Raw genomic sequence first — 25,711 nt, 5'->3', positions numbered from 1 at the left:
CAGGAACTGCCGCTCCGCCTCTTAATAACCCATGAATCGGCCGGGCCAAAACGACTTCTTGGCGAGCCGCGCCGTCCCGGAATGATGCATCGGTCGGCTGGGACCCCGGCACTTTCCTAAGAATTCGTCAAGACACCGGGATAGTCCCGGTGGGCATCGCACCCTTTCTTAACTCCCTGTTAACCATATGCACGGCAATTTCTACCTACCCAAACCGTCCGGTAGTCGGACACAACCGAGCAGCGCCATGTCCATCAACGATCTCCCCGTGTTGTCGGCGTTGCGGACCAAGATGCAATGGCACCAGGAGCGCCAGCGCGTGCTGTCCGAGAACGTGTCCAATTCGGATACGCCAAACTTCAAGCCGAAGGATCTGGTTGAGCCGAAGTTCGATTCAACCGGCCAAGCGGTCGGCGGCTTTGCGCCGCTGTCGCTGACCCGGACCAGCACCGCGCACATCGCCCCGTCGTCGGGCGAGAGCGCGAGCTTCGACCAGAACCGCAAGGTCGGATTTCAGACGAGGCCCGCCGGCAACGCGGTGAGCCTCGAAGAGGAGATGCTGAAGGTCTCCGCCAACCAGATGGACTACGCCGCGGCGACCTCGTTGTACGGCAAGAGCCTGCATCTGTTGAAGACGGCGATCGGCAAGGGCTGAGCTCGGGTTAAGGACAGAGACCGACAAGCATGGCAAACGACTCCAGCGATTTCCTCCGCTCGATGAGCATCGCGACCTCCGGCCTGCGTGCGCAGGCGGGACGTATGCGCGTCATTTCCGAGAACATCGCCAATGCCGATTCGACCGCTGCCAAGGCGGGCGGCGATCCGTATCGCCGCAAGGTCCCGACATTCACCTCGGCACTCGATCGTGCGCTCGACGCCAAGGTGGTGGCACTCGGCAAGGTGGTGCCCGATCAATCGTCGTTCCGCGTCAAATACGACCCCAGTAACCCGGCCGCGGACGCGTCCGGCAATGTCAAGTACCCCAACGTCAATCCGCTCATCGAGATGACCGACATGCGTGATGCGCAGCGGTCCTACGAGGCGAATTTGAACATCATCGGCGCCACGCGCCGCATGATCCAGCGCACGCTCGACATTCTGAAGACCTAGGACAGGAACGAAAGTCATGGCCTCCCCAATCTCCGCAGCGAATGCCTACGCGAATTCCGCGCGCGTGCTCGACACCGGCGGCTCGAGCGGTGCCTTCGGCAGCCTTGGGCGCGTGCGCGACGTGCTCGGTAGCGGCAACGGCGCCGACAAGGGTGGTCCGTCATTCAGCGCGGTGCTGAAGGACGCGATCGGCAGCGTGATGGAGGCCGGGCGCAAGTCCGACAGTCAGGCAGTCGCGATGGCCGCGGGCAAGGCAAACGTCATGGATGTCGTCACGGCGGTCGCCGAAACCGACGTCGCGGTGTCGACGCTGGTGTCGGTGCGCGACCGCGTGATCCAGGCCTATGAAGACGTGATGAAGATGACGATCTAGGCGCAGCTCGTAATGCTTCAGGCCGCCACGTGCCTGATGCGCCCAGGGGATTTGCCGTCTGCCGCGACCGCGCGCGATGAGGCGGGTGCCGGACCGGAGCCGATCGACAGTGAGGAACGACAGGACATGACGGGAGCTGAAACGCTCGATGTGGCGCGCGATGCGATCTGGACCATCGTGCTGGTGTCGTCGCCGCTGATGGTGGTCGGCCTCGTGGTTGGCGTGGTCGTCTCGCTGTTCCAGGCGCTGACGCAGATCCAGGAGCAGACGCTGGTGTTCGTGCCGAAGATCATCGCGATCTTCGTGACGCTGCTGCTGGCGCTGCCGTTCATGGCGGACGCGCTGCATTCGCACATGATGCGGATCTCGTCGCGAATCATCGGCGGATGAGGCAATGTCCGGGGCGGCAGGGCAGGCCTGCGTGAGGGCGCTGCGAGCGGTCGTAAGGAGCAGTGCGGGGGGCGCTGCTGCTTTCGGGCGCGCGCGGGCAGCCTTTCGGGCAAGCTCTTCGCTGGTTGCCTCGTCGGAGGCTGTCTTTTCAGAGGCTGTCTCTTCAAAGACCGTCGTGCCGCACCAGCATGCGGTCGAAAGGGCCGTGACGGCGGACGATGCGCATCGATATATCGTTCCTTCCGGCGCTGGCCGCCGTGTTCATGCTGGCCTTCGCGCGCGTCGGCGCCATGGTGATGCTGTTGCCGGGCCTCGGCGAGGTCAACATCCCCGTCCGCATCAAGCTCGCGACCGCGCTGCTGCTCACGATGATCGTGCTGCCGCTGCACCGTCAGGCCTATCAGGTCGACCTGCAGGCGTTGTCGCCGCTCTTGGTGATGATGGTGCACGAGATTGTGATCGGCATCGTGCTCGGCGCGACAGCGCGGGTGACGCTGTCGGCGCTGCAGGTCGCGGGCTCCGTGATCGCGCAGCAGATGGGACTCGGCTTCGTCACCGCGGTGGATCCGACGCAGGGACAGCAGGGCGTCCTGATCGGCAACTTCCTCACCATGCTCGGCGTGACCCTGCTGTTCTCGACCGACAGCCATCACCTGGTGATCGCCGCACTCAGCGACAGCTACAAGATCTTCGCGCCGGGCGAATTGATCCCGAGCGGCGACGTCGCCTCGCTGGCGACCAAGGCGTTTGCCGCGGCGTTCAAGATCGGTCTGCAATTATCGGCGCCGTTCCTGGTGTTCGGCTTGGTCTTCAACATCGGGCTCGGCGTCTTGGCGCGGCTGATGCCGCAGATGCAGGTCTATTTCGTCGGCGCGCCGCTCTCGATCCTGATCGGCTTCCTGATCTTCGCGCTGGTCCTGACCGCGATGATGGGAACGTTTCTCGGCTATTTCGAAGGCGTCATGCACGAGATGATGCCGCGGTGAGGGGGCCGATCGATGTCCGATGAGGCCGATTCCGAAGACAAAACAGAAGACCCGACGCAAAAACGGCTGGACCAGGCGCTCGAACGCGGCGACGTCGTCAAGAGCCAGGAGCTCAACACCTGGTTCGTGATCGCCTCCGCGACCTTGGTGATGTCGACCTTCTCGGGCTCGATCGGCACCGCGGTGCTGGTGCCGATGCGCAACCTGATCGCCAATTCCTGGATGATCCACGCCGACGGCGCCGGCCTGCTGGCGCTGGCGCGCAGCCTGTCGTTCGCCGTGATCGCGGCGATCGGCGTGCCGATTCTGATGGTGATGCTGGCGGCGATCGCCGGCAACATGATGCAGCATCGCCTGGTCTGGTCGGGCGAGCCGATGAAGCCGAGCCTGAGCAAGATCTCGCCCCTGGCCGGCGCCAAGCGCCTGTTCGGCAAGCAGGCCGCGGCCAATTTCGCCAAGGGCCTCTTCAAGCTCGTGCTGCTTGGCACGGTCATGGTCATGATCCTGTGGCCGGAGCGGCTGCGCCTCGAATCGCTGCTGCATATGGACGTCAGCGAGCTGCTCGGCGTCACGATCTCGCTGACGACGCATCTGATGGGCTCGGTGGTCGCGCTGCTCGCCCTGGTCGCGATCGGCGACTACCTGTTCCAGTATCGGCAATGGTACGAGCGCCAGAAGATGTCGGTGCAGGAGATGAAGGAGGAGTTCAAGCAGTCGGAAGGCGACCCGCACGTCAAGGGACGCATCCGGCAGATCCGCCAGCAGCGCATGAAGAAGCGCATGATGGCCGCGGTTCCCAAGGCCTCCGTGATCATCACCAACCCGACCCACTACTCGGTCGCGCTGTCCTACGAGCGCGGCATGTCGGCGCCGGTCTGCGTCGCCAAGGGCGTCGACAACATCGCCTTCAAGATCCGGGAGGTGGCCAAGGCGCACGACATCCCGATCGTCGAGAACGTGCCGCTGGCGCGCGCGCTCTATGCCACCGTCGAGATCGACGAGGAGATCCCGGTGGAACATTATCATGCCGTCGCTGAGATCATCGGCTACGTGATGGGGCTGCGGCGCAACCTCTCGGGGCGCCCGCGATGACAACCGATTCGGTCCATGGACGGACCGCAAAATACGGATAAATCATGGAATATCGGCTTGACGGGCTTGCGCTTGACCCGTCGATTCAGGCAGGTGGAAGGGGGAGCCGCGCGAACGGGCTGGGGCTCCCAGCCGACAGGTCGCGTCCCCGAGCCATGAGCGCCGATTCCGACAACGATGGGTTACAGGATCAGGTGGGCCTGCCGGAGCGGCCGCGCCGCAGCGGCAGCATTCTGCTGATCCTGCTGGTGGCGTTCGGTCTCGTCGCGGTCGCGATCGCGCTGATGACGATCGGCCGCGCCCAGGCGCAGCCCTATATTCTCGGCCTGCTGTCGCTGCTCGCCACCGTCGGCCTGTTCAATCTGTTCGCGTTCGCCGCCGGCATCGTCCGCTTCGCCGACAAGGCGACCGACGATCCGGTGTTGGGCGCGATCGCCGATCACGCCTTCGATGGCCTCGCGGTGACCGATCCGCGCGGCCATGTCGTCTACGCCAACGCCGCCTATCTCAACATGACGGGAGCGGCGACCGCGCAGGAGGCGCGTCCCGTCGAGCGTGTCTTCATCGGCAATCCCGATGTCTCCGAAGCGGTGTTCCGCCTGCTCAAGGCGGCGCGCGAGGGCAAGCGGCAGCAAGAAGAGGTACGCATCACCGCGGCCGAAGGCGCGCAGGGGCGCTGGCTTCGCATGCGCGTTCGCCCGCTCGGCCAGACCAAGCGCCACGCCCGCTACGCGGTGTGGTCGATCGCCGACATCACGCGGGATCGCGAGCGCCAGGAGGACGTGTTCCAGGAGCTGCAGCACGCGATCGAATATCTCGACCATGCGCCGTGCGGCTTCTTCTCGGTCAATCCGGAAGGCAGCCTCGTCTACGTCAATGCCACGCTCGCCAACTGGCTCGACTACGATCTCGCCGAGATCGGCTCGGGCGGCCTGAAGCTCGCCGACGTCGTCTCCGGCGACGGCGCGTCGCTGCTGACCTCGATCGTGGCGGTGCCCGGCGAGGTCCGCACCGAGGTGTTCGACATCGACCTGAAGATGCGCGGCGGCAAGACCATGCCGGCGCGGCTCTACCACAAGCTCGCCTTCGGCGCCGACGGCAAGCCGGGCGCCTCGCGCACCCTGGTCATCAGCCGCGCCCGCGACGAGCGCTCCGATCCGGAGCGCGCCGCCGAGGTGCGCTTCATGCGCTTCTTCGACCATACGCCGATGGCAATCGCCACCGTCGACCGCGGCGGCGCCGTGGTCAGGGCCAATGCGCGTTACGCCAAGCTGGCGCAGAGCGTCAGCGGCGACGTGGCCGCGGCGAAATCGATCTTCCGCACCGTCAGCCAGCGCGACCGGCACCTGCTGATCGCCGCGATCAACCAGGCCTCGGAAGGGCAGGCGGACATTCCGCCGGTCGAGGTGATGCTGGAGGGCGCAAAGGAGCGCTTCGGCCAGTTCTTCGTCACCGCCGTCGACGAGGACGAGCGCGAGACCGAGGCCGCGATCGTCTATCTGCTCGAGACCACCGAGCGCCGCGCGCTGGAGAACCAGATCAACCAGTCGCAGAAGATGGAGATGGTCGGCCAGCTCGCCGGCGGCATCGCCCACGACTTCAACAACGTGCTCTCGGCCATCATGATGGCCAACGACTTCCTGCTGAACGCGCACAAGCCGACCGACCCGTCGTTCCAGGACATCATGCAGATCAAGCAGAACGCGACCCGCGCCGCGACGCTGGTGCGGCAGCTGCTCGCGTTCTCGCGCCGCCAGACCCTGCGGCCCCAGGTGCTTGATCTCGGCGACGCACTGTCCGACCTGACGATGCTGTTGCGCCGGCTGATCGGCGAGAAGGTCAAGCTCGACCTGGTTCACGGCCGCGACCTGTGGCCGGTCAAGGTCGACGTCTCGCAGTTCGAGCAGGTGGTCGTGAATCTCGCGGTCAACGCCCGCGATGCGATGCCCGATGGCGGCAAGCTGTCGGTGCGCACCGCCAACGTCTCGGCCGACGAGGTCGCGCAGGCCGCCTACAAGGGCATGCCGGTGGCCGACTACGTCCGCATCGAGATCAGTGACACCGGAACCGGCATTCCGGCCGAGATCCGCGAGAAGATCTTCGAGCCGTTCTTCTCGACCAAGGAGGTCGGCAAGGGCACCGGTCTCGGACTGTCGACCGTCTACGGCATCATCAAGCAGACCGGCGGCTTCATCTACGTCGACAGCGAGGTCGGCAAGGGGACTTCGTTCCAGATCTTCTTGCCGCGGCACATCGTCGTGCCGGAGGTCCAGGCCGAACCGCACGCGGCCAACGGCGCCGCCAAGGAGCCGGCCGTCGCGGAAGCGTCGAAGCCGCGCGCGGACCTGACCGGGCAGGGCACCATCCTGCTGGTCGAGGACGAGGAGGGCCTGCGGGCGCTGAACGCGCGCGGCCTGCGCTCGCGCGGCTACAGCGTGATCGAGGCGTCGAACGGCGTCGAGGCGATGGAGGCGCTGGACGAGTGCGACGGCGTGCTCGATCTCGTGGTGTCCGACGTCGTGATGCCGGAGATGGACGGGCCGACGCTGCTCAAAGCGATGCGCGAGCGCAATCCGGAGATCAAGATCATCTTCGTCTCGGGCTATGCCGAGGATGCGTTCGAGAAGAGCCTGCCGGAGAACCAGCAGTTCGCGTTCCTGCCAAAGCCCTTCACGCTCAGCCAGCTCGTGGCGGCGGTCAAGGAAACCATGGCGCCGCAATAGGTTACCGGAGTTCCTTGGCAAATTCCTTGGCAAGCCGGCCGGGCGCGTTCATCCCGCGACCCCGCGCCGCAGCCGCGCGGCCTCGTGCCGCCTTCCCTTTTCGCGGGTTGTGCCCATCTTACAGGCATCCCCATTCCGGGGAGTTATGGGAAACACAGATGAGCTTCATGCAGCGCAAAAGCGGCCTCCTCAAGGCGATGGCCGTGGCCCTTTCACTGGCGCTGCCGACGGTGCTCGCCGTCTCGGCGGCCGACGCCCGGATCGGCGGCGGCTCCAGCTCGGGCTCCCGCGGCACGCGTACCTTCTCCGCGCCGCCTCCGACCGCCACCGCGCCGGGATCGGCGTCGCAGTTCAACCGCACCATCACCCAGCCGGGCCAGCCCGGCGGCTTCAACACGGCTGCGCCCTCCCGCGGCGGGCTGTTCGGCGGTCGCGCCGGTGGCCTGCTGGGCGGCCTCGCTGCCGGCTTCCTCGGCGCCGGCCTGTTCGGCATGCTGTTCGGCGGCGGGTTGTTCTCCGGGCTGGGCGGCTTCGCTTCGATCATCGGCCTGATCCTCCAGGTCCTGCTGGTGGTGTTCCTGGTGCGCATGGGGATGGCCTGGTGGCAGCGCCGCAACCAGCCGGCCTATGCCGCCGGCCCGGCGCCGACGCCCACCGACGGCCAGCCGAGCTTGCGGTCGGGCCTCAGCGGCCTTGGTGGTTTCGGCGGCTTCGGCGGTGGCAGCAACACGCCGCCGCTGCAGATCCTGCCGGCCGACTACGAGGCGTTCGAGCGGCTGCTCGGCGAGATCCAGTCCGCCTGGTCGAACGAGGATGTCGGCCGCCTGCGGCTGCTGTCGACGCCCGAGATGGCCTCGTATTTCGAGCGCGATCTCGAGCAGAACCAGGCCCGCGGTGTGGTCAACAAGGTCAGTGCCGTGAAGCTGCTGCAGGGTGACCTCGCCGAAGCCTGGCGCGAGAATGGCGCCGACTATGCCACGGTCGCGATGCGCTTCACCTTGGCCGACAAGACCATCGAGCGCGCCTCGGGCCGCGTGGTCGACGGCTCCGACCAGCCGCAGGAGGTCACGGAGATCTGGACCTTCCTGCGCCACGCCGGCGCCGATTGGCAGCTGTCGGGAATCCAGCAGGTCAGCTGAGCCTGACTTGAGATCCTCATCGGGCGCCGCGGAGCAATCCGCGGCGCTTTTGCTTTGCGCGTGGTTATAGTGGCGTGCCGCGATGAACAGGCAACGAGGATGGGCCCATGCGTTATGAGCTGTATTACTGGCCGATGATCCAGGGCAGGGGCGAATATGTGCGGCTCGCGCTGGAGGAGGCGGGCGCCGCCTATCGCGACGTCGTGCGCGAGGACGGCATCGGTACGATGACGGCGATGATGGAGGCGGTCAGCGACACGCCGCCCTTCGCGCCGCCGTTCTTGAGAGCGGGCCGCCGCGTCATCGGCCAGACCGCCAACATCCTGCTGTTCCTCGGCCCCCGCCATGGCCTCGCCCCGAAGGCCGAGGCGGGGCAATCCTGGCTGCATCAGCTGCAACTGACGATCTCCGACTTCGTCGTCGAGATCCACGACACCCACCATCCGCTCGGGCCGACGCTGTACTACGAGGACCAGCGCGCGCCGGCCAGGAAGCGCGCCGCCGAGTTCTGGAACGAGCGGGTACCGAAATTCCTCGGCTATTTCGAACGGCTCCTGGCGAACAGCGGCGGCACCTATGTCACGGGGCGCCGGCTCACTTACGTCGACCTGTCGCTGTTCCAGATCGTCGCCGGACTGCGCTACGCGTTTCCCCACCGCATGACGGCATTCGAGCGCAACATTCCCGGCCTCGTCGCGCTGCACGACCGCGTCGCCGCCAGGCCGAACATCTCGGCCTATCTGGCCAGCGACCGCCGCATCCCCTTCAATGAAGACGGCATCTTCCGCCACTACAAGGCGCTGGATGCGTGAGGGCTGAGGGCGTGCAGTCGTGCTGGAGTGAGCGTGCTCATCTGAGAGCCTCGCCGGCGCCTCGTCGGCGCTGCGCTCCCTCTCCCCGTTCTTCACGGGGGGAGGGGCGGCCGCACGGGAAGTGGGTGTCGAGAGACCTGTAACGCCTCGCCCGAACGAGCCGCGCGTGAGCTGAAACCACGTGGATCGCCGCGCCGCCACGGCCCAGCTCACACGTATAGCGGCAGGCGCCTGAGGCGCCGCCGCTATACGAAGTTGGCCTGAGGGTGTGGGATCGTCAGGCGAGAATGTCGACGCGGGTGCCCTGGCCGGGCGGCAGCGGCGGACGCGAGGCCTGCTTCTCCGCGGCCGCCTCGTCGCCGGTCTTGGCGGGATTCACGGCCTGGCTCTGCTGCGTCTGGTTGCGCGCCTGCGTGTCTTGGGTCTGCGGCTTGGTCGTCTCGGTCGAGATCGGCGGCGGTGAGGGCGGCGGCGATGACGACGAAACGCTCGAAACGGACATGGTCCAGCTCCTCGCTTGGTGTTGCGACAAGCGTGGCCATCGCTCACGAAAACTTCGTCAAGCAGATCGTTCGAATTGTCTGCAACTGTCGGTGGCGCGGCGAATAGTGAACGGGTCGCTGCCGCCGGCGCAGAAACCGCAAGGCTGTCGCGTCACCCCCGGCCTATTGGTCCTTGCTGCGGCTGATCGTGATCGAGGACTCGGTCTTGGTTCGGGCGCAGCGCATGTCGAGCCGGCGGTAGCGGCTGGCGACGTCGTCGCCGCGGAAGATTCCGAGCCGGCGGTAACAGCGTGTGACGCCGCGCTGCATGTCGTCCTTCGGCAACGTGAAAACGATCGCCGCTGCGCTCGCCATCAGCTCGATGAAGGCCGGCGTCGGCTTGCGCTCGGATTTTCCGAACAATTGATTGCTGACATTCTTCGATGAGCAGCCGAGCGTGATCTCGCGCGCCTTGGGATGAGCGAGATAGACCGTGCCCGCCGCGGTCTGTCCGATCTTGATGCCGTCGATGCCGTTCTTCAGTTCCTTGGCAACGTCGTCGCAACGATCCGCCCGGGCCGCGTGCGGCAGCAGCGTGCTGCTCGACGCAACGAGAAAAACAAAACCGGCCAAGCGGCCAAATGAGCAAAGCGATGACTGCATTCCAAATACCCCCGCGCCATTGAAGCCTGCGCGCGGAGGTCATGCAAGCGCGATGCGCCGCGGCCGCACAAGATCGTCGGCCGACGTGACCGCGTGTTGACGGGCCGCGGTCATATGCCGGCGGCAGCGGCGCGATCGCTTCGTCAGAACCAGCAGCGGCCCGGATGCGACAGCGATACGCCCGCGGCGCGACGCTCGCAGTCGTTGCTGTAGGTCTGGAAGTTGCAGCCGCACACCGGCATGTAGATCCGCGGGCAGAGCGTCGGCTTTCGGCGGCAGACACCCATCATGTCGAACCGGCCGCACTGGCCGGCCGGGAACTCGCAATAAAGACCGGCATTGCAGGGGATGCCGGCAAATCCGCCGCACGCACGGCCGGGACCGACTGCGCCGGCGCTGCCGGGGAGCATGGTGATCAGGGCAAGAGCAAATGTGATGGCAACGAAGAGACCTCGTGTCATGACGCCTCCAGGAGGAAAATGAATATGTCAACAATCTAAGGTTACATAATTCGGCGACCGATCGCAATCGATCTCGCCGTACGACATTGCGCTGGTCGCGGCGTCATGTTGCGGCGACCTCGCGGGCCGTCTCGATCAGCAGGTCGAACGTCTCGTCGGGTGCGTGCTGCACGACATCGTGCCCGCACGCAAATGCGTGCACGCGCCACGCGGGATCGCTGCGCAGCCGCTCATATTGCGCGGTGAATGGCGTCGCGCTCCATCCGCTGGCGTAGACGAAGGTGCGCTGCAGAGCCGCCGGCGCCGGACCGTGGAGGTTCAGGGCCTGGATGAAGGTCCCGAGCGGATGCGGCCGGCGGCGCGGATCGGAGCCTTCGCGCGGCAGCGCCGTCAGCCCGTCATGCCCGGCGCGTTCGATCACGAACCGGCGATACGCGTCACCGGCGAGATCCCACCATGACTGACCGTTCTCGGGTGCGAAGGCATCGAGATAGACCAGTGCGGCGAGCCTTTCCGGCACGCGGTCGGCGACGCCGGTCGCGACCATGCCGCCATAGCTGTGCGCGCACAGGATGACCTCGGACAGGTCCTCTATCGCCAGGAGCTCGACGACGTCGGTGATATGGGTGTCGAGATTGATGGCATGGGCGCGGGCGGGCGTCTCCTCCAATCCGCTCAGGGTGGGGGCATAGGCCGCATGGCCGGCTTGCCGGAGCCTGGCGCAGAGCGAGTCGTACATCCAGCCACCGTGCCAACCTCCTGGAATCAGAACGAAAGTCGCCATGGTCCTCCTCCTCGACGGATGCACCGAGACATGTCTTGCAAGGCTTCAGACGGGTAGCGTATCAGACCTGTCAAGACCGCTTTGGGCGGCCATTTCTAGAACCCCACGAGCTCGCCATGAACGCGCCCACCGCCTTTCCCGACCAGTCCAAGCCCGTCCCGCCCTACAAGCACACGCCGCTGTTTCCGCTCGGGCCGGACACCACGCCCTACAGGAAGATCACCACCGACGGCGTGCGGGTCGAGAAGGTCTTGGGCCGCGACATGCTGGTGGTGTCGCGGGAGGCGCTGCGGACCTTGTCGGAAGCCGCGTTCGGCGAGATCAACCACTTTCTGCGTCCCGGCCATCTGAAGCAGCTGCGCAGCATCCTGGAGGATCCGGAGGCCAGCCCGAACGACAAGTTCGTCGCGCTCGACTTCCTGAAGAACGCCAACATCTCCGCCGGCGGCGTGCTGCCGATGTGCCAGGATACCGGCACCGCGATCATCATGGGCAAGAAGGGCTGCAACGTCATCACCGATGGCGACGACGAGGCGGCGCTGTCGCAAGGCGCGCGCGACGCCTACTTGCGCCGGAACCTGCGCTACTCACAAGTCGCTCCGCTGTCGATGTACGAGGAGAAGAACACCGCCAACAACATGCCGGCGCAGACCGAGATCTATGCCGAGGGCGAGGACGCCTACAAGTTCATGTTCATGGCCAAGGGCGGCGGCTCGGCCAACAAGAGTTTTCTGTTCCAGGCGACGCCCTCGGTGCTCACCAAGGACCGGCTGCTGGCGTTCCTGAAGGAGAAGATCCTGACGCTGGGCACCGCGGCGTGCCCGCCTTATCACCTCGCCATCGTGATCGGCGGCACCTCGGCCGAGCTGTGCATGAAGACGGTGAAGCTGGCGTCTGCGCGTTATCTCGACGCGCTGCCGACCCAGGGCTCCCCGGATGGCAATGCCTTCCGCGACGTGGAGATGGAGCAGGAAATCCACAAGATGACGCAGTCGCTCGGCGTCGGCGCGCAGTTCGGCGGCAAGTATTTCTGCCATGACGTCCGCGTCATCCGCATGCCGCGCCACGGCGCGTCGTTGCCGATCGGCCTCGGCGTGTCGTGCTCGGCCGACCGCCAGGTGCTCGGCAAGATCACCAGGGACGGCGTCTATCTCGAGGAGCTCGAGCATCATCCGGCGCAGTATCTGCCGGAGGTCGAGCAGGCGCTTGGCGGCGAGGTCGTGAAGATCGACTTGAACCAGCCGATGAAGGACATCCTCGCCACTCTGTCGAAGAATCCGATCAAGACCAGGCTATCGCTGACCGGCACCATGATCGTCGCGCGCGACGCGGCGCATGCCAAGCTGCGCGAGCGCCTCGATCGCGGCGAGCCCCTGCCGGACTACTTCAAGAACCATCCGGTGTACTACGCCGGCCCCGCCAAGACCCCCGAAGGCTACGCCTCCGGCGCGTTCGGCCCGACCACCGCGGGCCGCATGGATTCCTTCGTCGACCAGTTCCAGGCGGCCGGCGGCTCGATGGTGATGGTCGCCAAGGGCAACCGCGCGCCGGCGGTGCGCGAGGCTTGCAAGAAGCACGGCGGCTTCTATCTCGGCTCGATCGGCGGCGCCGCGGCCAACCTCGCCGAGCACTGCATCAAGAAGGTCGAGGTCGTCGAATATCCCGAGCTCGGCATGGAAGCCATCTGGCGCATCGAGGTAGTGGACTTCCCGGCCTTCATCATCATCGACGACAAGGGCAACGACTTCTTCAAGGAGCTGAACCTCGGCTGAGGTGAGCCGGGCGTGATGTTTGTTGCGGCGGCCGGGAGCGATCCCGGCCGTTGGCGTATGGGGGAGGCCCATCTCGCCTGAGCGCGTAGCGTGGCAACCGAATTCGCACGCCGACGGTGCGCTCCCCTCCCCCTTGCGGGGAGGGGAGCTCACTGCTGTTGTGGGGCCAGCTCGGCTCCGACTACCGTGGGGCTCAGCGTGCGTTCGTGGCAAGAGGAGCACGATGCTGAACGAAGCAACTGGTAGTCGGATGTAATGCCCGCCAACCGCATCATCGGTCTCGACGGCTTCTCCCGCGGCTGGGTCGCGGTGTCGATTGCAGGCGACCGGCGCGACATCGCCTTTCCCGCCGACGTTTCGACGGCACTATCGGCTCCTTTTACCCGCGCCGCGATCGACATCCCGATCGGCATGACCGACGACGGCGAGCGCACCTGTGACCGGCTCGCGCGCGACAAGCTCGCGCCGCATCGCTCCCGCGTCTTCACCGGCGCGCGACGCTGGCTGTGGCAGGACTACACCGATCCAGACGAGGCGAACATCGAGGCGTCGCGGCGCGGGCAGACGCGCGCCTCGCGTCAGCTCTGGCATCTCGGCCGCAAGATCATGGAGGTCGACGCCTTCGTCCGTGCGCATCGCGACCGCGACATCCGCGAGGCCCATCCCGAACTGGTGTTCCTGCGCCTCCACGGCGCGCCGTTGCCGTCGAAGAAGACGGAACATGGCGCCAGGCTGCGGCGCGACTTGTTAGTTTCTGCAGGCTTCGCCGCCATCGACGACTGGATGACCCGCGCCCGCATCGGTACCGGTGCCAAGCCCGACGACGTCCTCGACGCCTGCGCGGTCGCGCTGGCCGCTCGCGACTGCGCGGGCTGCGTACCGGAAGAAGCTGCGCCGCGCGACGCGCATGGCGTGCCGATGCAGGTCTGGTTTTGAGGGGCGGCCCGGCCAAGTTTTTCCCACATCTGCTTCAGCGCGGAGGGCTGGCGTACATGGGGTAAGCGATCAACGGACGGGTTTCCGCTTATCCCTGCATAGGGCTAGGCCGTCGAGTTTCGAGATGCTGCTAGCGGAAATCGCGTGCGTTGAGCGGGTGCTTGTGGTTGGGCACCGGGCCGAATTCGCTGCGTGGTGCAAGAGGGAGCGTCTTTGTTGAGCACTGAACCATGTTCGTGCTGAGATTCAGGTCGCAGTCGTCATAATCCAACGTCACCCGCCGCTTGCAGCTGTTCTTCAGGCTGTACCAGTTGACCCCAGGAGCTTTCGGCCACGCCTTCTCTACCACGCACTGGCTTGGATCTGATTGTGGGGCCGAACTGACGGTCCGCGGCGGTCGAACTACGCTTGATGGTGGCTCGGCAACGGGCTTGGTAATGGGAGTTGCTGCCGGATTCGGCTGCGTTCTATCCACGCCGAGAATGTCAGCGGTCACATTCTTCGCTGCAGAGCCAATATCCCGGGAACGAGCGTTTGCCGGTACCGCTCCGATGCGGACAGCGGTAGCGGCCCCGCCATTCGTGGACATGGACTTTCCGTCCGGCTCGAGCGTGTAGTTCCATGTCCCCGCGCTATTCGTATAGGTCAATACGTTTCCCGAGCAGGTCCACGTACCCTGGACACAAGCCGGGTGTTCGCTGCACAATGCTCTGCCGTCAGGGAGTAGCGTACCTCTGTTGCCACTGCCTGAGTGTCGCCAGTCACCGATAAACTTGGCTGCGCAACTCGATTGCGGAGCGGCCTCTGCCGCGGCGGTACCGGAAAGTAGTACCGAAAGAAGTAAGAGATATCTCATTGTAGTTCCAATTAAGCAGGTTGGACTATGATTACCCAATTCCTAGCTCGAATGTGAGTTAGGTGATCCAATCAGATTCCGATCGCGCCCGCAACGATGACCGCTTGAGCCATTGCGGCAGCCGTAGCGATGGATATAGGAAGTCCCCGCCTCACGGTTGATGGCTTCGATGCCTGCCAGGGGTCGAAATACAAACAAGTGCGCACCGTTCCGCTGGTCGGACCTCAATGAGGGGGGCGCGGCTTCCCTGACGGGCCATAGGCCAATGTTCGATCCGATTTCCAGGGGGAAGGTTCTAAAAAAAATAAATCACTTGTGATTTTTCCGAAATCGTGATTTTATCTCGCCATCCCGCCTCACTGCGGAGGGGCGTTGCGCGCGATCGTCACGACACGCGAGGCGGGGAGGCGATGGCCGCGATGGAGCCGCAGCGTGTCTTCGGATACGCGGACGAACGGCTTGGCGCGGACGCGAAGTCGCAGCGTCCTGACACCCCGAAGCTGGTGTCACGTTCGTGCGGTGCTGAGCGCATCGCGCGGATCATGGTGGCCAACAAGCCGGCGCACCAGGGAGACTGCGTATAAGCGTGAAGCCATTGCGCAGGGAAGGCCGGGCGTTTCCGGCTGCACCTGTGGTACCTGCCGCCTGCATTTCTTTCGCAGGCGGGCCGCAGGCGTCAGCCGACGCCTGGCCTTCCCTGCGCCCTCTGCATTTGGAGAGGGACATGCCGATGCCATCCCTCGGGCGTTATCAGCCGCGGGGCTGCGTCCGCTTGTCCGGGCTGTTTGAGATGTGAAGCGGGACTGCTGCGATTGAAAATCGGTGTCGTCCCGGGCAAGCCATGAGCGCGCAACAGCGCGATCGTGGCGCCGACCCGGGACCCATGCGCCGCGACTGTCGTGACGGGCGAAAAGCCAATTGCCAGCGTGCCTCGAACCACTCCCTACGGGTATGGGTCCCCGCTTTCGCGGGGACGACAGCGGAGAGTGTCGATGCGACGCGCCCACGCAAAAGAATAGCGCTCAGCCCCGCGCGCCGGTGAACGGGAAGCTGCCCATGAAGCCGATGCCCATCTCGCCGGAGATGGTGTCGCCGGCGACCTTGCCCTTGAAATCCAGCGTCAGCGGCATCGGGCTGGTGATCGAGACCTTCCAGGCGACGTCGTCGCCGTTGACGGTGCCGTCGAAGATCTCGGCGGAATCGCCTTCCGCGGCCTGGGTCCCCGTCAGCGTCGCGCCCGAGCTCTTCAGGCTCAGGGTCGCGCTGCGCTCGCCCATGGGCGTGTTCAAGGTCAGATTCCAGTTGCCGTCCACAGCCATCGATCGTTCTCCTGGCATTGCGATTTTGCGGACCTCGAGGCAACGACCTCGAGGATGCGTTCGGCCGCCCCTATAGCGCATCTTTGCGCGTAAGCCCATTGCGGCGATCGGATGCAGCGATCAGGCTCGCGCTGCCCTGAGGCGGTTGGCGACCACGAAGCGGAAGGCCATGAACTGCAGCGCGAAGGCCGCGACCTTGGCGCCGCCCGCGACCACGGTGATGTAGAGCACCCACAGCTTGATGTCGCCGGTCATGGCGACCGCGATCGTGCCGAGACCGAGCGCGAACATCAGCGCCGCCCAGGCATAGCCGGCGATGGTGACGTATTCCGGGATGGTCTCCGACACGATCGGCGGCACGTAGCGCAGCATCCAGCCGCGCTTGAGCATGATCAGCCCGATGGCGAAATGGCCGATCGCGGGCTTGGCGAACATGAAGCGCGGGTCATTGGTCAGCAGCGTCACGCCGCCGAGCACGATGACGAGGCCGACGCTGGCATAGGCCATGAAGCTGAGGTTCACGCCCCTGATGCGCGCCCAGACCACCTGCACCACGGCGACGGCGACCGCGGCGGCGGTGGCCAGCACGACATCATCGGTTGCGATGTACAGGATGAAGAACACCGCGGCCGACAGGAAGTCGGCAATCAGCTTGGCAAACACGATTTTCACGCACGTCTCCTGCAGCAGACCCCGGTCACGAATCTTGGCCGGACATTGCGGCGGCAGTCTGCGCTGCCACGTCCTTTGTTCGGCGGTAGTCAGGATACCAGCGCGTGAAATAAAGTGCACTATTGCGGGCGGCAAAGGCGATGGCGAGGCCGGTCCAATAGGGCAGGCCCGGCACGTAGAGCGTCATCAGGTTGCCGACGATCATCAGCAGCGCCGACACGGTCCAGGCGCCGGTGATGACGTAATTGGCGCGCAGGAAGCCCGGAATCGCCGCGGTTTCCGGCGGTACGGCCTCGAGCGCATATTGCAGCGTGAACGGCGCGCGCAGCAGCATCGAGCCGAGCGACAGCGCGAAAATGCCGCAGTCGACCGCAAGACGCACCGCGGATGCGCTGAGGGTCGGATCGATGAGGCCGAGGTAGGCGGCTACGCTTGCGAACACGATCGCCGAGCCCAGGCCGAGAATCTTGATCGAGCGTCCCTTGACGACGTCGACCGCGACAACGACCAGGCACATCGCCGTGGCCACGGCCAGGCTGAGCGTGGCCGAGACCACCGTCATCAGCGCAGCGTAGACGCCGTAGGGCGCGAGGATAAGGAAGATCGTCATGGGGTTTGCAGGCCAATCTTTACACTGCCAAGATTACTAGGGCCTGGACGTTGCCAGGTCAAGCAAATCTTGACAGTGTCAAAATTTCGTGAGACCGCAGGTTAGCTCAGCTTTATCAATGGTTTGTATTTTCGGCGCCGACCCAATTGCCATGGAAGCCATCGGGCACGCGGTGGCCGAGATGCACCAGGGCCACCGGACCGTCGCCGATGTCAGTGGCGTTGAAGACGGCGAGGTCGCTGGTGTTGGAGCCGGCGCGCCAGACCACGGTCAGCAGCCAGCCGTCGCCCTCGGCGGCATCAGGGCTGCGCGGCACGAATACCGGCTCGGACAGGGTGTCGCCGGCGGGCAGCAGATGCGTCGCCTGGCGCGTTCCGGCGCCGTCGACATGGGCAAGGCCGGACAGCGCCCCGAACAGCGGGCCGTCCGGATTGGCGCAGGCGTACCAGCCATGGCCGCTCTTGAGCCCGGCGCGGCGGTCGTCGATGCGGGGGAATTCACCGGTGAGGTCGTCGAGATAGCTCTGCGTGAAACGGTCGGTGTTGCCGGCGAGATCGAAGCTCCAGCGGCACAGCCGCGCGACCGACTTGGCCGGATCGGTCGGACGTCCGTCGGGATGCGGAAACAGCGGCGCTTCCTCGAACTGCATGACGTCGGCAATGATCCGGCTGCCGTCCTCCCAGGCATTCATGATGTGGAAGACGTAGCAGGCGTCACCGCGAAACCAGACGATGTCCTTGATGTCGCCGCTGCGCTTCATCACACCGACATAGGCGCCCTTGTCGGGCTCCCAGGCATAAGGCGGCTTGCCGGACATTGCGCGCTCGATGCTGCCGGTGAGCGGCAGGATTGGAAACAGCACGTGGTTGGCCGTGACGATGAAGTCGTGCACCATGCTGGCATAGGGCGCCTCGAAACGATCGAGACGCGTCAGTTTGCCGGCCGCATCGACCGTGCCGTAGGACAGCGCCGGCGTCAGCGGACCGGCGGCGTTGTAGCCGAAGAACAGCAATTCGCCGGTGACCGGATCGGTCTTCGGATGCGCGGTGAAGGCGCCGCGCAGGCGGCCGCCGAAATCGTGATAGCCGCGGGTGGCGAGCGTGCCGGGCTCGATCTCGGTCGGCAGATGCGCCTCTTCGAGCGCGAGCAGGCGGCCGGCATGGGCGATGATGTTGGTGTTGGCAACGCCGCCATCGGTGACCTCGGCTGGCGCGTCCGGCAGCCTGCGGCCGAAGCCGCCGAACAGCGCGCGCCCCGCGCGGCGCTCGGCCTCGAATTTCGGGGTGCGGATCCAGCGGTTGCGATAGGACGCGCGGCCGTTCTCCAGATGGAACGCGTGCAGCATGCCGTCGCCGACGAACCAGTGCGAACCCGGCGAGTCGAATTGCGGATTGGGGCCGTTGCGATAGAGCGTGCCGTTCAGCTCACGTGGCAGTTCGCCGGTGACTTTCAGGAACGGTGCGTCGCATTCGAACGGGATCGGCGCGATGTTGTCGCGCGGTGTGGGGCGCTGGCGGGCTGTGTCGTGCAACGGTCCGTTCATCGACTGTCCATTCATGGCGCTTCCTTCCCCTTGGATCCGGCTTTATCTTTACGATGTAAAGATAAGGCTACCGGCCGAGCGCCTGCAGGTCAAGGCTAATCTTTACGCTGTCAAAATTGCTTGTATAAGGAGAGGCATGACGAAGATCGAACAGGCAAGACTGAGCAGGCACCGGACGGCTATGGCGGTGGCCCGGACGCGGTCGCGCCGCGCGGTGAGCGCGGGCGAGCCGGCGGCGCCCTATCATCACGGCGCGCTGCGCGATGCGCTGCTCGAAGCGGCCGAGCGCGTGCTGGAGCGCGACGGGCTGGCCGGACTCACTTTGCGCGCGGTGGCGCGTGAGGCCGGCGTGTCGCATGCGGCGCCGACGCATCATTTCGGCGATCTCACCGGGCTGGTCAGCGAGCTCGCGGCAATCGGCTTCACGCGGTTCAATGCGGCGATGAAAGCGGCCGGCGAGCAGCCCGGCACGCCGATCGAGCGGGCGATGGCGCGGGCCCGCGCGTATGTCGCCTACGCGCAGGCCAATCCCGGCATGTACGGACTGATGTTCCGCACCGAGCGTCTGGATTATTCGCGCCCTTCGCTGCACGAGGCCGCGGAAGCCTCGTTTGCCGGACTCGCGGGATCGGTCGCCGCGCGCAGCGAAGGCCCGGTCGGCGACGAGGAGTTGTCGCTCGATCAGTCGGCGGCAATCGCCCGCGCCTGGTCGCTGGTGCATGGCTACACGATGCTGCTGCTCGACGGCCGCCTTGCCGACATTCTGCGCCGTTCGCCACCGGGCACCACGGCCGAATCGCTGCTGGAGGCGATGCTCCGGGCCACCGTGCCGAAGCTGCCGCCGGGCGCGTAGTTCGACGCACCGGAAACCGGGTGGGGGATCATGCGTTGGCAACGCATGGCACGAACCCCACGCGCTCCCTGGAGCAAGGCCAATCCGCGCAAGCGCGCCAGCAAGGTCTCACCCCGGCCGAAAAGGCGGCGGCCAAGGCGCGCGCCCGTCGGGCCGGGCGGCGCTATCCCAACCTGGTCGACAATATGCGCGTCGCGGCCAGGAAGGCGGCAAAGACCAAGACCAGCGGCCGCAAGCGGGCGGCGAAATCGAAGGCCGGGAAGGGCGCATCGAAGACGGCGAGCAGGCGCACATCCGCCGTGCGCAAGACCGCAAAGTCCGGACGGAAGTCGGCGCGCTAATTGGGCGGCAACGCCAGATCGACGGCCCGGCCGCGCATGCCGACGATCTTCGCCCTGTCCTTGCCGCAGGCAAAGCCTCGCGCCGTCTGGTCAGCCGCCTGCCGCGCCAGCTCGTTGGCATTGGAGTTGGCGGCAGCGTCGACATAGGCGACATGACACACTGGTCCGGGCGGCAGCCGGGTCACCACCAGCATCGGCTTGTCCTTCGGCCCCTTGCTGCCTTGATCGTCGTTGTCGGCGATCTGCCAGCGCTGGATGATCGCGAACGGCTTGCCGTCAGCCAGCCTCCATTCGACAGCGTTGCCGGCGGAGTTGAACGGTCCGAACCAGGTCTGAGCAGCCGGCTCCTTGGCGGCCGCGCGGACATTGCGCCCCACAGACACGGTCTGGCGAAGATCGCCTTCGCTGACGAGCAGAATCAGGCCGTCCTTGCCAGGGCAGGTCTCAGTCGAGCTGTCATCCTCCTGCTTGCCGCCGATGGTGCGGCAGTCCTTGGCGGCGGCCGATGTATAGGCGCTGGCGATGGTCTCTGCAGCCGCCTGTCCGATCCACGCCGTGCAGAGCATCAATGCGACACCGATTCGTCGCGCCACGACGCGATGTGGGAGGAATTCGGACATGCGAGGGCCCCTGATGACCGGAATTCGTCCCTGCGCAGGACGCTTCAAACTGGGGACGGCGCGAAACGGCGGCGGGAAACACCTGACATCGTCGCGAATTTATCCTAGAACGGCGGCCTCGCGAGGTCCATGTCTTCTCATCACTCATGCCTGTCATTCCGCAATCCAAACCCTATCGCATCGGCCGCTCCAAGACGGGGCTTGGTCTGTTCGCCACCCAGCCGATCAAGAAGGGCACCAAGATCATCCGCTATTTCGGTCCGCTTTTGGATTCGAAGAAGGCGGACGAGGACGCGATCGAGAACAAATATCTGTTCGAGCTCGACAAGCGCTGGACCATCGACGGCTCGATCCGAGAGAACGTCGCCCGCTACATCAATCATTCCTGCAAGCCGAACGCCGAGTCCGACGTCAAGCCGCGCAAGAAGAAGATCTTCATCCGGGCGATCAAGAACATCGAGCCCGGCGAGGAGATCAACTACGACTACGGCACGGACTACTTCAAAGCCTATCTGAAGCCGATCGGCTGCAAATGCGACGCCTGCGAGAAGAAGCGGGCCAAGAAGAAGGCCGAGGCGCGCGCCGAGCGGGCGCAGGTGAAGGCGAAGGACGTGCGCAAGGCCGAGAAGAAGGCGAAGAAAAAGGCCGAGAAGCTCGTCAAGGACAAGGCCAAGCAGCGGCCCAAGGCCAGAGCCCAATCGGGCGAGGCGGCTCGCGGCAAAGCCAAAACCCGGCGGCCGGCTGCCGGCAATCGTGGCAGGACCAAATCCACCCCGGCGAAGACGCAGACCAGCCGCGCCAAGGCGGCCTGATCCGATCGGCTCGTGTCCGGATCTCTCAGGACGGCTTCCCGAAGGCCAGCGTCGTCCAGGTGACGCCGGCCGCCCGGTTCTCCGCGCCGAGCGACTCGCCATGCCGGTTGAGCTTGAGCGTCAGCCCGAGCTGCCGCGCGGGCTCAACGATCGTCTCGGCCGCGATCTCGAACATCCGGCGGCCCGGCGGCACCGGACCATGCCGCAACGTCATGATCAGCAGTCCGCCGGGAGCAATCCGCGCCGCGACGTTGGGAAGCGCGCGTCGCCGCTGTGCCTCATCGAGATGCATCAGGACGGCGGTCAACATCACCAGGTCGAACTGCTCGCCACGAGCGGCCAGTGCGGCGAGCTCCGGAAGGCTGTCGTCGATCCAGGTGATCGCCGGCGAGGCATGCAGTTGCATGGCGCCGACGCGCAGTGCTTCGGTCGGCTCGACGGCCACCACCTGATGTCCAAGGCCCGCGAACCAGGCGGCGTCGCGGCCCGTGCCCGCGCCGATGTCGAGCACACGCGCGGGCGCGTTGGGCAGCAGATGGAGCACGGCGGCATGAACCTGTTCCGACGGGATGCTCTCGTAGCGCACGAAGAGATCTTCGGCCTCGGTGGCGTAGCCCTCCGTTCCGATCACCTGAGGCTGCATCGCTACGATCTCCCGTCGATCTCCGATTATGCAGAAGATGCGCTCGCCGCGCATGTCCAAATATCGGTTTGGCCGTGAGCGCCGGGCCGCTCGATCATGAAGCCCGGCGCTCACCACCGGTCAGGCCGTGACCGCGGCGGTGCTCCGGCGCAAGCCCATATACTGCAATTCGGCGAATAGGCCGGTGCCCAGCGCCTGCACTGCGACGAAGATCTCGCCGAGCACGTTCGGTGCGACCAGGCCCGAAAACAGCAGCGCGATGCTGCCGACCGTCCACGCCGCATTGCCGCCGATGACCAGAACGATCAGCGGCCTTGGCGCCACCGGCCGCCAGCCCAGCCAGCCGACGAAGCTCGCGTAGACGACCAGGAACAGGCCGGTCTCGCGCAGCAGCGCGTCGGGCAGTTGCAGCAGCGCCGCCAGCGGCGAGGCGCCGAAGGTGAGCGCGAGCCCGGCAACGCCGCTGAAGGCGGCATCGGCGAGCAGAGCGCGGCGGAGCAGGGCGGACGAGGTGATCATGTCGGGTCTCCTTCGGTTGGGGGCGGTTCAACGGAACCAGGCCAGGAGCTGATGGCGCAGGCGCGCCGGGCGCAGCGAGCGCGCTGCTCTCGTCTCGATCGCGTACACCTGTGCAAAGACGAGGCTGCCCGTGACGTACAGCAGTGGCTCCGGCATGTTGAGCGAGCGCGCCAGCAGCGATGTCGCGAGACCCGCCAGCCATTGGCTGGCGGCGGCGAACGGAAGGGTCTCGAGATTGCGCTGCCTGCTCATCGTCATCTCCTGTGGTGAGGACGATGACCTGCGCCGGGAGGCATTTCGATTACCTGGCAGGTCATGGAGGTGCTGACGTCAGCGTGATAGGTCTTGGCTCATGAATGCACAGCTTGCTTCGGCGCGCGCCGACCGCGCCAGACCCGTTCATGTCGGCGAGCACCTGCGGCAATGGCGGCAGCGCCGGCATCTGTCCCAGCTCGATCTCGCGCTCGATGCCGAGATATCGGCGCGCCATCTGAGCTTCGTGGAAACCGGCCGCGCCGCGCCGTCGCGCGACATGGTCCTCAAACTGGCGGAGCGACTGGACGTGCCCCTGCGCGAACGCAACGTTCTGCTGGTGGCGGCCGGCTACGCGCCCGCCTTTCAGCAGCGCCCGCTGGATGATCCGGCGCTCAAGCAAGCGCGCGAGGCGATGAACCTCGTGCTCAAGGCCCACGAGCCCAACCCTGCGCTCGCGATCGACCGGCACTGGAACCTGGTCGCGGCGAACCGGATGATCGCGCCGCTGCTGTCCGGTGTCTCCGAGCGGCTGCTTGCGCCGCCCCTGAATGTGCTGCGCGTGGCGCTGCATCCGGAGGGGTTGGCGGCGCGGACGGTGAACCTTGCCGAATGGGCCGGCCATCTGCTGGAGAGACTGCACCGGCAATGCGAGGCAACCGCCGATGCCGGCTTGCTCAAGCTTTATGAGGAGCTGAAGTCCTATCCGATCCCCGCGCGATCGGCGCCGCTCGCGGCCGACAGCGTCGCGATCCCGTTGCGGCTTCGGGTCGGCGATGATGTGCTGAGCTTCTTCTCGACGACGATGGTGTTCGGCACGCCGGTCGATATCACGCTGTCGGAGCTGGCGTTGGAGACCTTCTTTCCGGCCGATGAGCTCACCGCGCTCAGACTGAAGGAGATGGTTACCTCGCCGTGACCCCGCTTGTGTTGGCCGTGCGCGGGTTTATCTTGGGCGCAGCCATGGGAACCTGGAGGCACGCGCATGAGCACCTTGAAGCCGCTGATCATCGATGTCGTCTCCGATGTCGTCTGTCCCTGGTGCTACATCGGCAAGAAGCGCATCGAGGAGGCGCTGAAGCTCGTGCCTGACGTGCCGGTCGAGGTGAACTTTCGGCCGTTCTTCCTCAATCCCTGGGTGCCGCGCGAGGGCATCAGCCGCGAGCAGTACCTCACGACCAAGTTCGGATCGGTTGAAGCCTACAAGGGCATCGCAGGCCGCGTGGTCGCGGCCGCGGAGCAGGAGGGGCTGAGCTATCATCCCGATCGTGTCGCCCGTCAGCCCAACACGATCGATTGTCATCGCCTGATCCGCTGGGCCGGCGAGATCGGCAAGGCGCCCGAGATGAAGCAGCGGCTGATGGAGTTGTATTTCCGCGACGGCGGCGATCTGACCGATGTCGAGGTGCTGGTACAGGCCGCAGCGGAGTGCGGGCTCGATGCCGAGGTGGTCCGCAAGATGCTGGCGACCGACGAGGATGTGGCGCTGGTCTCGGCCCAGGCGCAGGAGGCCGCAGAGAAGGGCATCTCCGGAGTGCCGACCTACGTCTTCGCGCAGAAATACGCCGTCTCCGGCGCGCAGGATCCGCAGATGCTGGCGCGCGCCATCCGGCAGGTGTCGGCGGAGGTCAACGCCGAGGCGGCTGAGTAGTCGGCCGGCGCTTTCGGATGGCGCGGACCGCGTGCACGGCGCGGCGTGCCACGGCGAGGCCTTCGCGTCGCGCAGTCAATGCGCCGTAAATAAGCTCGACGACCGGATCGCGCGTATAGAGCGGGATAATCACGTCGCCGATGGCAAGGCGTTCGCGCCAGATCGGGTTGATCATGGGATGGTCGGGACCGGCGGTGGAGTCGGCGGCGTTGATCTTCGGATCCGCGCAAAGGTGCCGCGTCAGGTCGAGCGTCAGCTGGACACCGGGCGAGTATTTCGCGAAGCGCTCGTCGACGCCGAGCTTGAAGAAAAAGGCGCGATCCTGATGCCGCAATACGACGCCTGCGGCGACGGTGGTGTCGCCCGCGATGAGGCTGATGATCTCGCAGGCCTCGTGCTGTGCCAGCGCTGGTGCAGCGCGTCGGATGAACGCCGCGTCGCCGTCGTGCTGGATCAGCGCAGTGCCGCGACGCCCCTTCCAACCGCTCGCCTCCAACACCAGAAAAGTCTCCAGCGCAGTGGAAACGTCGCCGGGAGAGCGCGCGACCTCGAAGCGGACGTCGCCATGCTCGGCCAGCCGATGACGCAGGCGGCGCAACTCCTTCAGCTTTTTGGCGCCGAGCGCATCATGCAGCACCGTGTCGGCGTCCCCGCTCGCATCGAGCAGGGCCCGGTCATAGGATTGCAGCACGCGCGGGCGCAGATCCACGCGACGAAGCGCCGCCTCGAACGCCTGCATCACGGAGCCTGCCAGCGACATGTCTCGCAGCAGCAGGGCGCGCGCGCCTGTTCGTCGCGCAGCGTCGAGCAGTTGCGCCGCAGCCCGCTCAGCGCTCCTTCCGTCGAGCAGCGGCGTGCACAGCGTGCCGTAGGGATGGCCGCTGGCGAGCGCGGGCAGGGGAAGCCTGCAGGCATGCCATAGAGAGGTCGTGGGCATCAGGCCGATGAGACGCGAGGGCTGATCGTCATCCCATGCGCAGAGCGCCGATGTTCCGGTGCGGCCGCGTGCCGTGGCGTTCACCGCGCGTTCCCAGCCGGGCAGGTAATAGCCGTTCGGCTCCCGCGCATGCTCCGCCAGATCCTGCCACGCCTGCGGTGAAACGGTATCGAGCGGCACCAGGTCAGCGGCGCGCGCGCGTTCGAGCGGACCGGCCTGCTGGTTCCTTGCCGTCGATGAAGCAGTCGCAATCGCGCGATCGATGATCTCGGCCACGTCCCGATGGTCCCCTCGCGGCGCGGACAACCCACACCGCGGGCGACACTAGCGCAAAGCTGACAAGAGACACTTGCCGTTGGC

29 protein-coding genes are annotated in these 25,711 nt (G+C 65.8%); 16 read left to right on the top strand and 13 right to left on the bottom strand.

What is annotated here, in order from left to right; translation table 11 throughout:
• Nucleotides 1–247 precede the first annotated feature (247 nt).
• From flgB to QX094_RS01130, 9 genes are all read left to right on the top strand, one after another.
• Nucleotides 248–655 carry a flagellar basal body rod protein FlgB gene (flgB, locus tag QX094_RS01170; RefSeq protein WP_315716022.1) on the top strand — a complete coding sequence of 136 codons (408 nt, stop codon included), beginning with the start codon at nucleotides 248–250 and terminating at the stop codon, nucleotides 653–655.
• A gap of 29 nt (nucleotides 656–684) precedes the next feature.
• A complete protein-coding gene (gene flgC / locus QX094_RS01165) occupies nucleotides 685–1,110 on the top strand; it encodes a flagellar basal body rod protein FlgC (RefSeq protein WP_315716023.1) in 426 nt (141 codons plus the stop codon).
• A gap of 16 nt (nucleotides 1,111–1,126) precedes the next feature.
• Nucleotides 1,127–1,483 carry a flagellar hook-basal body complex protein FliE gene (fliE, locus tag QX094_RS01160; RefSeq protein WP_315716024.1) on the top strand — a complete coding sequence of 119 codons (357 nt, stop codon included), beginning with the start codon at nucleotides 1,127–1,129 and terminating at the stop codon, nucleotides 1,481–1,483.
• A gap of 126 nt (nucleotides 1,484–1,609) precedes the next feature.
• Entirely contained in the window at nucleotides 1,610–1,873 is a 264-nt protein-coding gene (fliQ, locus tag QX094_RS01155) for a flagellar biosynthesis protein FliQ (protein WP_008965881.1), read from the top strand.
• A 218-nt stretch (nucleotides 1,874–2,091) separates the two neighbouring features.
• Nucleotides 2,092–2,859 (top strand): flagellar biosynthetic protein FliR, encoded by a 768-nt coding sequence (gene fliR / locus QX094_RS01150; protein ID WP_315716025.1) that lies wholly within the window; start codon nucleotides 2,092–2,094, stop codon nucleotides 2,857–2,859.
• A gap of 12 nt (nucleotides 2,860–2,871) precedes the next feature.
• Nucleotides 2,872–3,951 (top strand): flagellar biosynthesis protein FlhB, encoded by a 1,080-nt coding sequence (gene flhB, locus QX094_RS01145; RefSeq protein WP_315828140.1) that lies wholly within the window; start codon nucleotides 2,872–2,874, stop codon nucleotides 3,949–3,951.
• A 155-nt stretch (nucleotides 3,952–4,106) separates the two neighbouring features.
• Nucleotides 4,107–6,674 carry a cell cycle histidine kinase CckA gene (gene cckA, locus QX094_RS01140; protein WP_315753132.1) on the top strand — a complete coding sequence of 856 codons (2,568 nt, stop codon included), beginning with the start codon at nucleotides 4,107–4,109 and terminating at the stop codon, nucleotides 6,672–6,674.
• A 167-nt stretch (nucleotides 6,675–6,841) separates the two neighbouring features.
• Complete coding sequence (locus tag QX094_RS01135; protein ID WP_316184640.1) at nucleotides 6,842–7,813, top strand: Tim44 domain-containing protein; 972 nt, start codon at nucleotides 6,842–6,844, stop codon at nucleotides 7,811–7,813.
• 107 nt (nucleotides 7,814–7,920) lie between these two features.
• Complete coding sequence (locus QX094_RS01130; RefSeq protein WP_316187520.1) at nucleotides 7,921–8,625, top strand: glutathione S-transferase; 705 nt, start codon at nucleotides 7,921–7,923, stop codon at nucleotides 8,623–8,625.
• Between the two features lie 277 nt (nucleotides 8,626–8,902).
• On the opposite strand, the gene QX094_RS01125 is transcribed toward QX094_RS01130, so the two are convergent.
• The 4 genes from QX094_RS01125 to QX094_RS01110 form a co-directional block, all read right to left on the bottom strand.
• The gene (locus QX094_RS01125) at nucleotides 8,903–9,127 is read right to left on the bottom strand and encodes a hypothetical protein (RefSeq protein ID WP_315716033.1); all 225 of its coding nucleotides are present in this window, start codon (nucleotides 9,125–9,127) and stop codon (nucleotides 8,903–8,905) included.
• Between the two features lie 163 nt (nucleotides 9,128–9,290).
• Complete coding sequence (locus QX094_RS01120; protein WP_315768197.1) at nucleotides 9,291–9,770, bottom strand: hypothetical protein; 480 nt, start codon at nucleotides 9,768–9,770, stop codon at nucleotides 9,291–9,293.
• A gap of 143 nt (nucleotides 9,771–9,913) precedes the next feature.
• The gene (locus tag QX094_RS01115) at nucleotides 9,914–10,231 is read right to left on the bottom strand and encodes a hypothetical protein (RefSeq protein WP_315768195.1); all 318 of its coding nucleotides are present in this window, start codon (nucleotides 10,229–10,231) and stop codon (nucleotides 9,914–9,916) included.
• A gap of 103 nt (nucleotides 10,232–10,334) precedes the next feature.
• Nucleotides 10,335–11,015, bottom strand: coding sequence for an alpha/beta hydrolase (locus QX094_RS01110; RefSeq protein WP_315768193.1), 681 nt, complete (start codon nucleotides 11,013–11,015; stop codon nucleotides 10,335–10,337).
• 116 nt (nucleotides 11,016–11,131) lie between these two features.
• On the opposite strand from QX094_RS01110, the gene QX094_RS01105 reads away from it, so the two are divergent.
• Together QX094_RS01105 and QX094_RS01100 are read left to right on the top strand one after the other, a co-directional pair.
• Nucleotides 11,132–12,787 carry a fumarate hydratase gene (locus tag QX094_RS01105; protein ID WP_316187517.1) on the top strand — a complete coding sequence of 552 codons (1,656 nt, stop codon included), beginning with the start codon at nucleotides 11,132–11,134 and terminating at the stop codon, nucleotides 12,785–12,787.
• 255 nt (nucleotides 12,788–13,042) lie between these two features.
• A complete protein-coding gene (locus tag QX094_RS01100) occupies nucleotides 13,043–13,723 on the top strand; it encodes a DUF429 domain-containing protein (protein WP_316187515.1) in 681 nt (226 codons plus the stop codon).
• 1,878 nt (nucleotides 13,724–15,601) lie between these two features.
• On the opposite strand, the gene QX094_RS01095 is transcribed toward QX094_RS01100, so the two are convergent.
• The 4 genes from QX094_RS01095 to QX094_RS01080 all read right to left on the bottom strand — a co-directional run bounded on the left by QX094_RS01095 (nucleotide 15,602) and on the right by QX094_RS01080 (nucleotide 18,723).
• Nucleotides 15,602–15,898, bottom strand: coding sequence for a hypothetical protein (locus tag QX094_RS01095; protein ID WP_315753123.1), 297 nt, complete (start codon nucleotides 15,896–15,898; stop codon nucleotides 15,602–15,604).
• Nucleotides 15,899–16,018: 120 nt separating this feature from the next.
• Nucleotides 16,019–16,570 carry a septation protein IspZ gene (locus QX094_RS01090; protein WP_315753122.1) on the bottom strand — a complete coding sequence of 184 codons (552 nt, stop codon included), beginning with the start codon at nucleotides 16,568–16,570 and terminating at the stop codon, nucleotides 16,019–16,021.
• Nucleotides 16,571–16,595: 25 nt separating this feature from the next.
• The gene (locus tag QX094_RS01085; RefSeq protein WP_316187513.1) at nucleotides 16,596–17,180 is read right to left on the bottom strand and encodes a hypothetical protein; all 585 of its coding nucleotides are present in this window, start codon (nucleotides 17,178–17,180) and stop codon (nucleotides 16,596–16,598) included.
• A 115-nt stretch (nucleotides 17,181–17,295) separates the two neighbouring features.
• Nucleotides 17,296–18,723 (bottom strand): carotenoid oxygenase family protein, encoded by a 1,428-nt coding sequence (locus QX094_RS01080; protein ID WP_316187511.1) that lies wholly within the window; start codon nucleotides 18,721–18,723, stop codon nucleotides 17,296–17,298.
• Nucleotides 18,724–18,859: 136 nt separating this feature from the next.
• Here QX094_RS01080 and QX094_RS01075 point away from each other — a divergent pair, with 136 nt between their 5' ends.
• Both QX094_RS01075 and QX094_RS01070 read left to right on the top strand, forming a co-directional pair.
• Nucleotides 18,860–19,576, top strand: coding sequence for a TetR/AcrR family transcriptional regulator (locus tag QX094_RS01075; protein ID WP_410052608.1), 717 nt, complete (start codon nucleotides 18,860–18,862; stop codon nucleotides 19,574–19,576).
• A 35-nt stretch (nucleotides 19,577–19,611) separates the two neighbouring features.
• The gene (locus tag QX094_RS01070) at nucleotides 19,612–19,917 is read left to right on the top strand and encodes a hypothetical protein (RefSeq protein WP_316175768.1); all 306 of its coding nucleotides are present in this window, start codon (nucleotides 19,612–19,614) and stop codon (nucleotides 19,915–19,917) included.
• Here QX094_RS01070 and QX094_RS01065 read toward each other — a convergent pair.
• Entirely contained in the window at nucleotides 19,914–20,537 is a 624-nt protein-coding gene (locus QX094_RS01065) for a hypothetical protein (RefSeq protein ID WP_316187509.1), read from the bottom strand. The two genes, QX094_RS01070 and QX094_RS01065, sit on opposite strands and share 4 nt — an antisense overlap.
• Before the next feature lie 146 nt (nucleotides 20,538–20,683).
• On the opposite strand from QX094_RS01065, the gene QX094_RS01060 reads away from it, so the two are divergent.
• Nucleotides 20,684–21,349 carry an SET domain-containing protein gene (locus QX094_RS01060; RefSeq protein WP_315753117.1) on the top strand — a complete coding sequence of 222 codons (666 nt, stop codon included), beginning with the start codon at nucleotides 20,684–20,686 and terminating at the stop codon, nucleotides 21,347–21,349.
• A 25-nt stretch (nucleotides 21,350–21,374) separates the two neighbouring features.
• Here QX094_RS01060 and QX094_RS01055 read toward each other — a convergent pair whose 3' ends face one another.
• The 3 genes from QX094_RS01055 to QX094_RS01045 all read right to left on the bottom strand — a co-directional run bounded on the left by QX094_RS01055 (nucleotide 21,375) and on the right by QX094_RS01045 (nucleotide 22,763).
• On the bottom strand, nucleotides 21,375–21,992 hold the full coding sequence (locus tag QX094_RS01055) for a class I SAM-dependent methyltransferase (protein WP_316188186.1): 618 nt from the start codon (nucleotides 21,990–21,992) through the stop codon (nucleotides 21,375–21,377).
• 120 nt (nucleotides 21,993–22,112) lie between these two features.
• Entirely contained in the window at nucleotides 22,113–22,511 is a 399-nt protein-coding gene (locus QX094_RS01050) for a hypothetical protein (protein WP_315828223.1), read from the bottom strand.
• Between the two features lie 27 nt (nucleotides 22,512–22,538).
• On the bottom strand, nucleotides 22,539–22,763 hold the full coding sequence (locus tag QX094_RS01045) for a hypothetical protein (RefSeq protein WP_316175764.1): 225 nt from the start codon (nucleotides 22,761–22,763) through the stop codon (nucleotides 22,539–22,541).
• 100 nt (nucleotides 22,764–22,863) lie between these two features.
• On the opposite strand from QX094_RS01045, the gene QX094_RS01040 reads away from it, so the two are divergent.
• Together QX094_RS01040 and QX094_RS01035 are read left to right on the top strand one after the other, a co-directional pair.
• Entirely contained in the window at nucleotides 22,864–23,682 is an 819-nt protein-coding gene (locus QX094_RS01040) for a helix-turn-helix transcriptional regulator (protein ID WP_315716054.1), read from the top strand.
• 66 nt (nucleotides 23,683–23,748) lie between these two features.
• Nucleotides 23,749–24,414 carry a DsbA family oxidoreductase gene (locus QX094_RS01035; RefSeq protein ID WP_315716055.1) on the top strand — a complete coding sequence of 222 codons (666 nt, stop codon included), beginning with the start codon at nucleotides 23,749–23,751 and terminating at the stop codon, nucleotides 24,412–24,414.
• Here the strand turns inward: QX094_RS01035 and QX094_RS01030 are convergent.
• Nucleotides 24,392–25,627 (bottom strand): GNAT family N-acetyltransferase, encoded by a 1,236-nt coding sequence (locus QX094_RS01030; RefSeq protein WP_410052935.1) that lies wholly within the window; start codon nucleotides 25,625–25,627, stop codon nucleotides 24,392–24,394. The genes QX094_RS01035 and QX094_RS01030 overlap by 23 nt on opposite strands.
• Between the last annotated feature and the right edge of the window lie 84 nt (nucleotides 25,628–25,711).

It is taken from the genome of Bradyrhizobium sp. SZCCHNS1050 (assembly GCF_032484785.1).
Lineage (GTDB): Bacteria > Pseudomonadota > Alphaproteobacteria > Rhizobiales > Xanthobacteraceae > Bradyrhizobium.
This window is presented reverse-complemented; position numbering and strand designations above follow the sequence as displayed.

Excerpts from the sequence above, each read along its gene's own strand:
- cckA (WP_315753132.1), top strand. The coding sequence starts at position 4,107 with ATGAGCGCCGATTCCGACAACGATGGGTTACAGGATCAGGTGGGCCTG.
- QX094_RS01100 (WP_316187515.1), top strand. The coding sequence starts at position 13,043 with ATGCCCGCCAACCGCATCATCGGTCTCGACGGCTTCTCCCGCGGCTGG.
- flgC (WP_315716023.1), top strand. The coding sequence starts at position 685 with ATGGCAAACGACTCCAGCGATTTCCTCCGCTCGATGAGCATCGCGACC.
- QX094_RS01050 (WP_315828223.1), bottom strand. The coding sequence starts at position 22,511 with ATGATCACCTCGTCCGCCCTGCTCCGCCGCGCTCTGCTCGCCGATGCC.
- QX094_RS01125 (WP_315716033.1), bottom strand. The coding sequence starts at position 9,127 with ATGTCCGTTTCGAGCGTTTCGTCGTCATCGCCGCCGCCCTCACCGCCG.
- QX094_RS01055 (WP_316188186.1), bottom strand. The coding sequence starts at position 21,992 with ATGCAGCCTCAGGTGATCGGAACGGAGGGCTACGCCACCGAGGCCGAA.
- QX094_RS01040 (WP_315716054.1), top strand. The coding sequence starts at position 22,864 with ATGAATGCACAGCTTGCTTCGGCGCGCGCCGACCGCGCCAGACCCGTT.
- flgB (WP_315716022.1), top strand. The coding sequence starts at position 248 with ATGTCCATCAACGATCTCCCCGTGTTGTCGGCGTTGCGGACCAAGATG.
- QX094_RS01045 (WP_316175764.1), bottom strand. The coding sequence starts at position 22,763 with ATGAGCAGGCAGCGCAATCTCGAGACCCTTCCGTTCGCCGCCGCCAGC.
- QX094_RS01135 (WP_316184640.1), top strand. The coding sequence starts at position 6,842 with ATGCAGCGCAAAAGCGGCCTCCTCAAGGCGATGGCCGTGGCCCTTTCA.
- QX094_RS01075 (WP_410052608.1), top strand. The coding sequence starts at position 18,860 with ATGACGAAGATCGAACAGGCAAGACTGAGCAGGCACCGGACGGCTATG.
- QX094_RS01130 (WP_316187520.1), top strand. The coding sequence starts at position 7,921 with ATGCGTTATGAGCTGTATTACTGGCCGATGATCCAGGGCAGGGGCGAA.
- QX094_RS01105 (WP_316187517.1), top strand. The coding sequence starts at position 11,132 with ATGAACGCGCCCACCGCCTTTCCCGACCAGTCCAAGCCCGTCCCGCCC.
- QX094_RS01080 (WP_316187511.1), bottom strand. The coding sequence starts at position 18,723 with ATGAACGGACCGTTGCACGACACAGCCCGCCAGCGCCCCACACCGCGC.
- QX094_RS01120 (WP_315768197.1), bottom strand. The coding sequence starts at position 9,770 with ATGCAGTCATCGCTTTGCTCATTTGGCCGCTTGGCCGGTTTTGTTTTT.
- QX094_RS01085 (WP_316187513.1), bottom strand. The coding sequence starts at position 17,180 with ATGACGATCTTCCTTATCCTCGCGCCCTACGGCGTCTACGCTGCGCTG.
- flhB (WP_315828140.1), top strand. The coding sequence starts at position 2,872 with ATGTCCGATGAGGCCGATTCCGAAGACAAAACAGAAGACCCGACGCAA.
- QX094_RS01060 (WP_315753117.1), top strand. The coding sequence starts at position 20,684 with ATGCCTGTCATTCCGCAATCCAAACCCTATCGCATCGGCCGCTCCAAG.
- QX094_RS01110 (WP_315768193.1), bottom strand. The coding sequence starts at position 11,015 with ATGGCGACTTTCGTTCTGATTCCAGGAGGTTGGCACGGTGGCTGGATG.
- fliR (WP_315716025.1), top strand. The coding sequence starts at position 2,092 with ATGCGCATCGATATATCGTTCCTTCCGGCGCTGGCCGCCGTGTTCATG.
- fliQ (WP_008965881.1), top strand. The coding sequence starts at position 1,610 with ATGACGGGAGCTGAAACGCTCGATGTGGCGCGCGATGCGATCTGGACC.
- QX094_RS01065 (WP_316187509.1), bottom strand. The coding sequence starts at position 20,537 with ATGTCCGAATTCCTCCCACATCGCGTCGTGGCGCGACGAATCGGTGTC.
- QX094_RS01115 (WP_315768195.1), bottom strand. The coding sequence starts at position 10,231 with ATGACACGAGGTCTCTTCGTTGCCATCACATTTGCTCTTGCCCTGATC.
- QX094_RS01095 (WP_315753123.1), bottom strand. The coding sequence starts at position 15,898 with ATGGCTGTGGACGGCAACTGGAATCTGACCTTGAACACGCCCATGGGC.
- QX094_RS01035 (WP_315716055.1), top strand. The coding sequence starts at position 23,749 with ATGAGCACCTTGAAGCCGCTGATCATCGATGTCGTCTCCGATGTCGTC.
- fliE (WP_315716024.1), top strand. The coding sequence starts at position 1,127 with ATGGCCTCCCCAATCTCCGCAGCGAATGCCTACGCGAATTCCGCGCGC.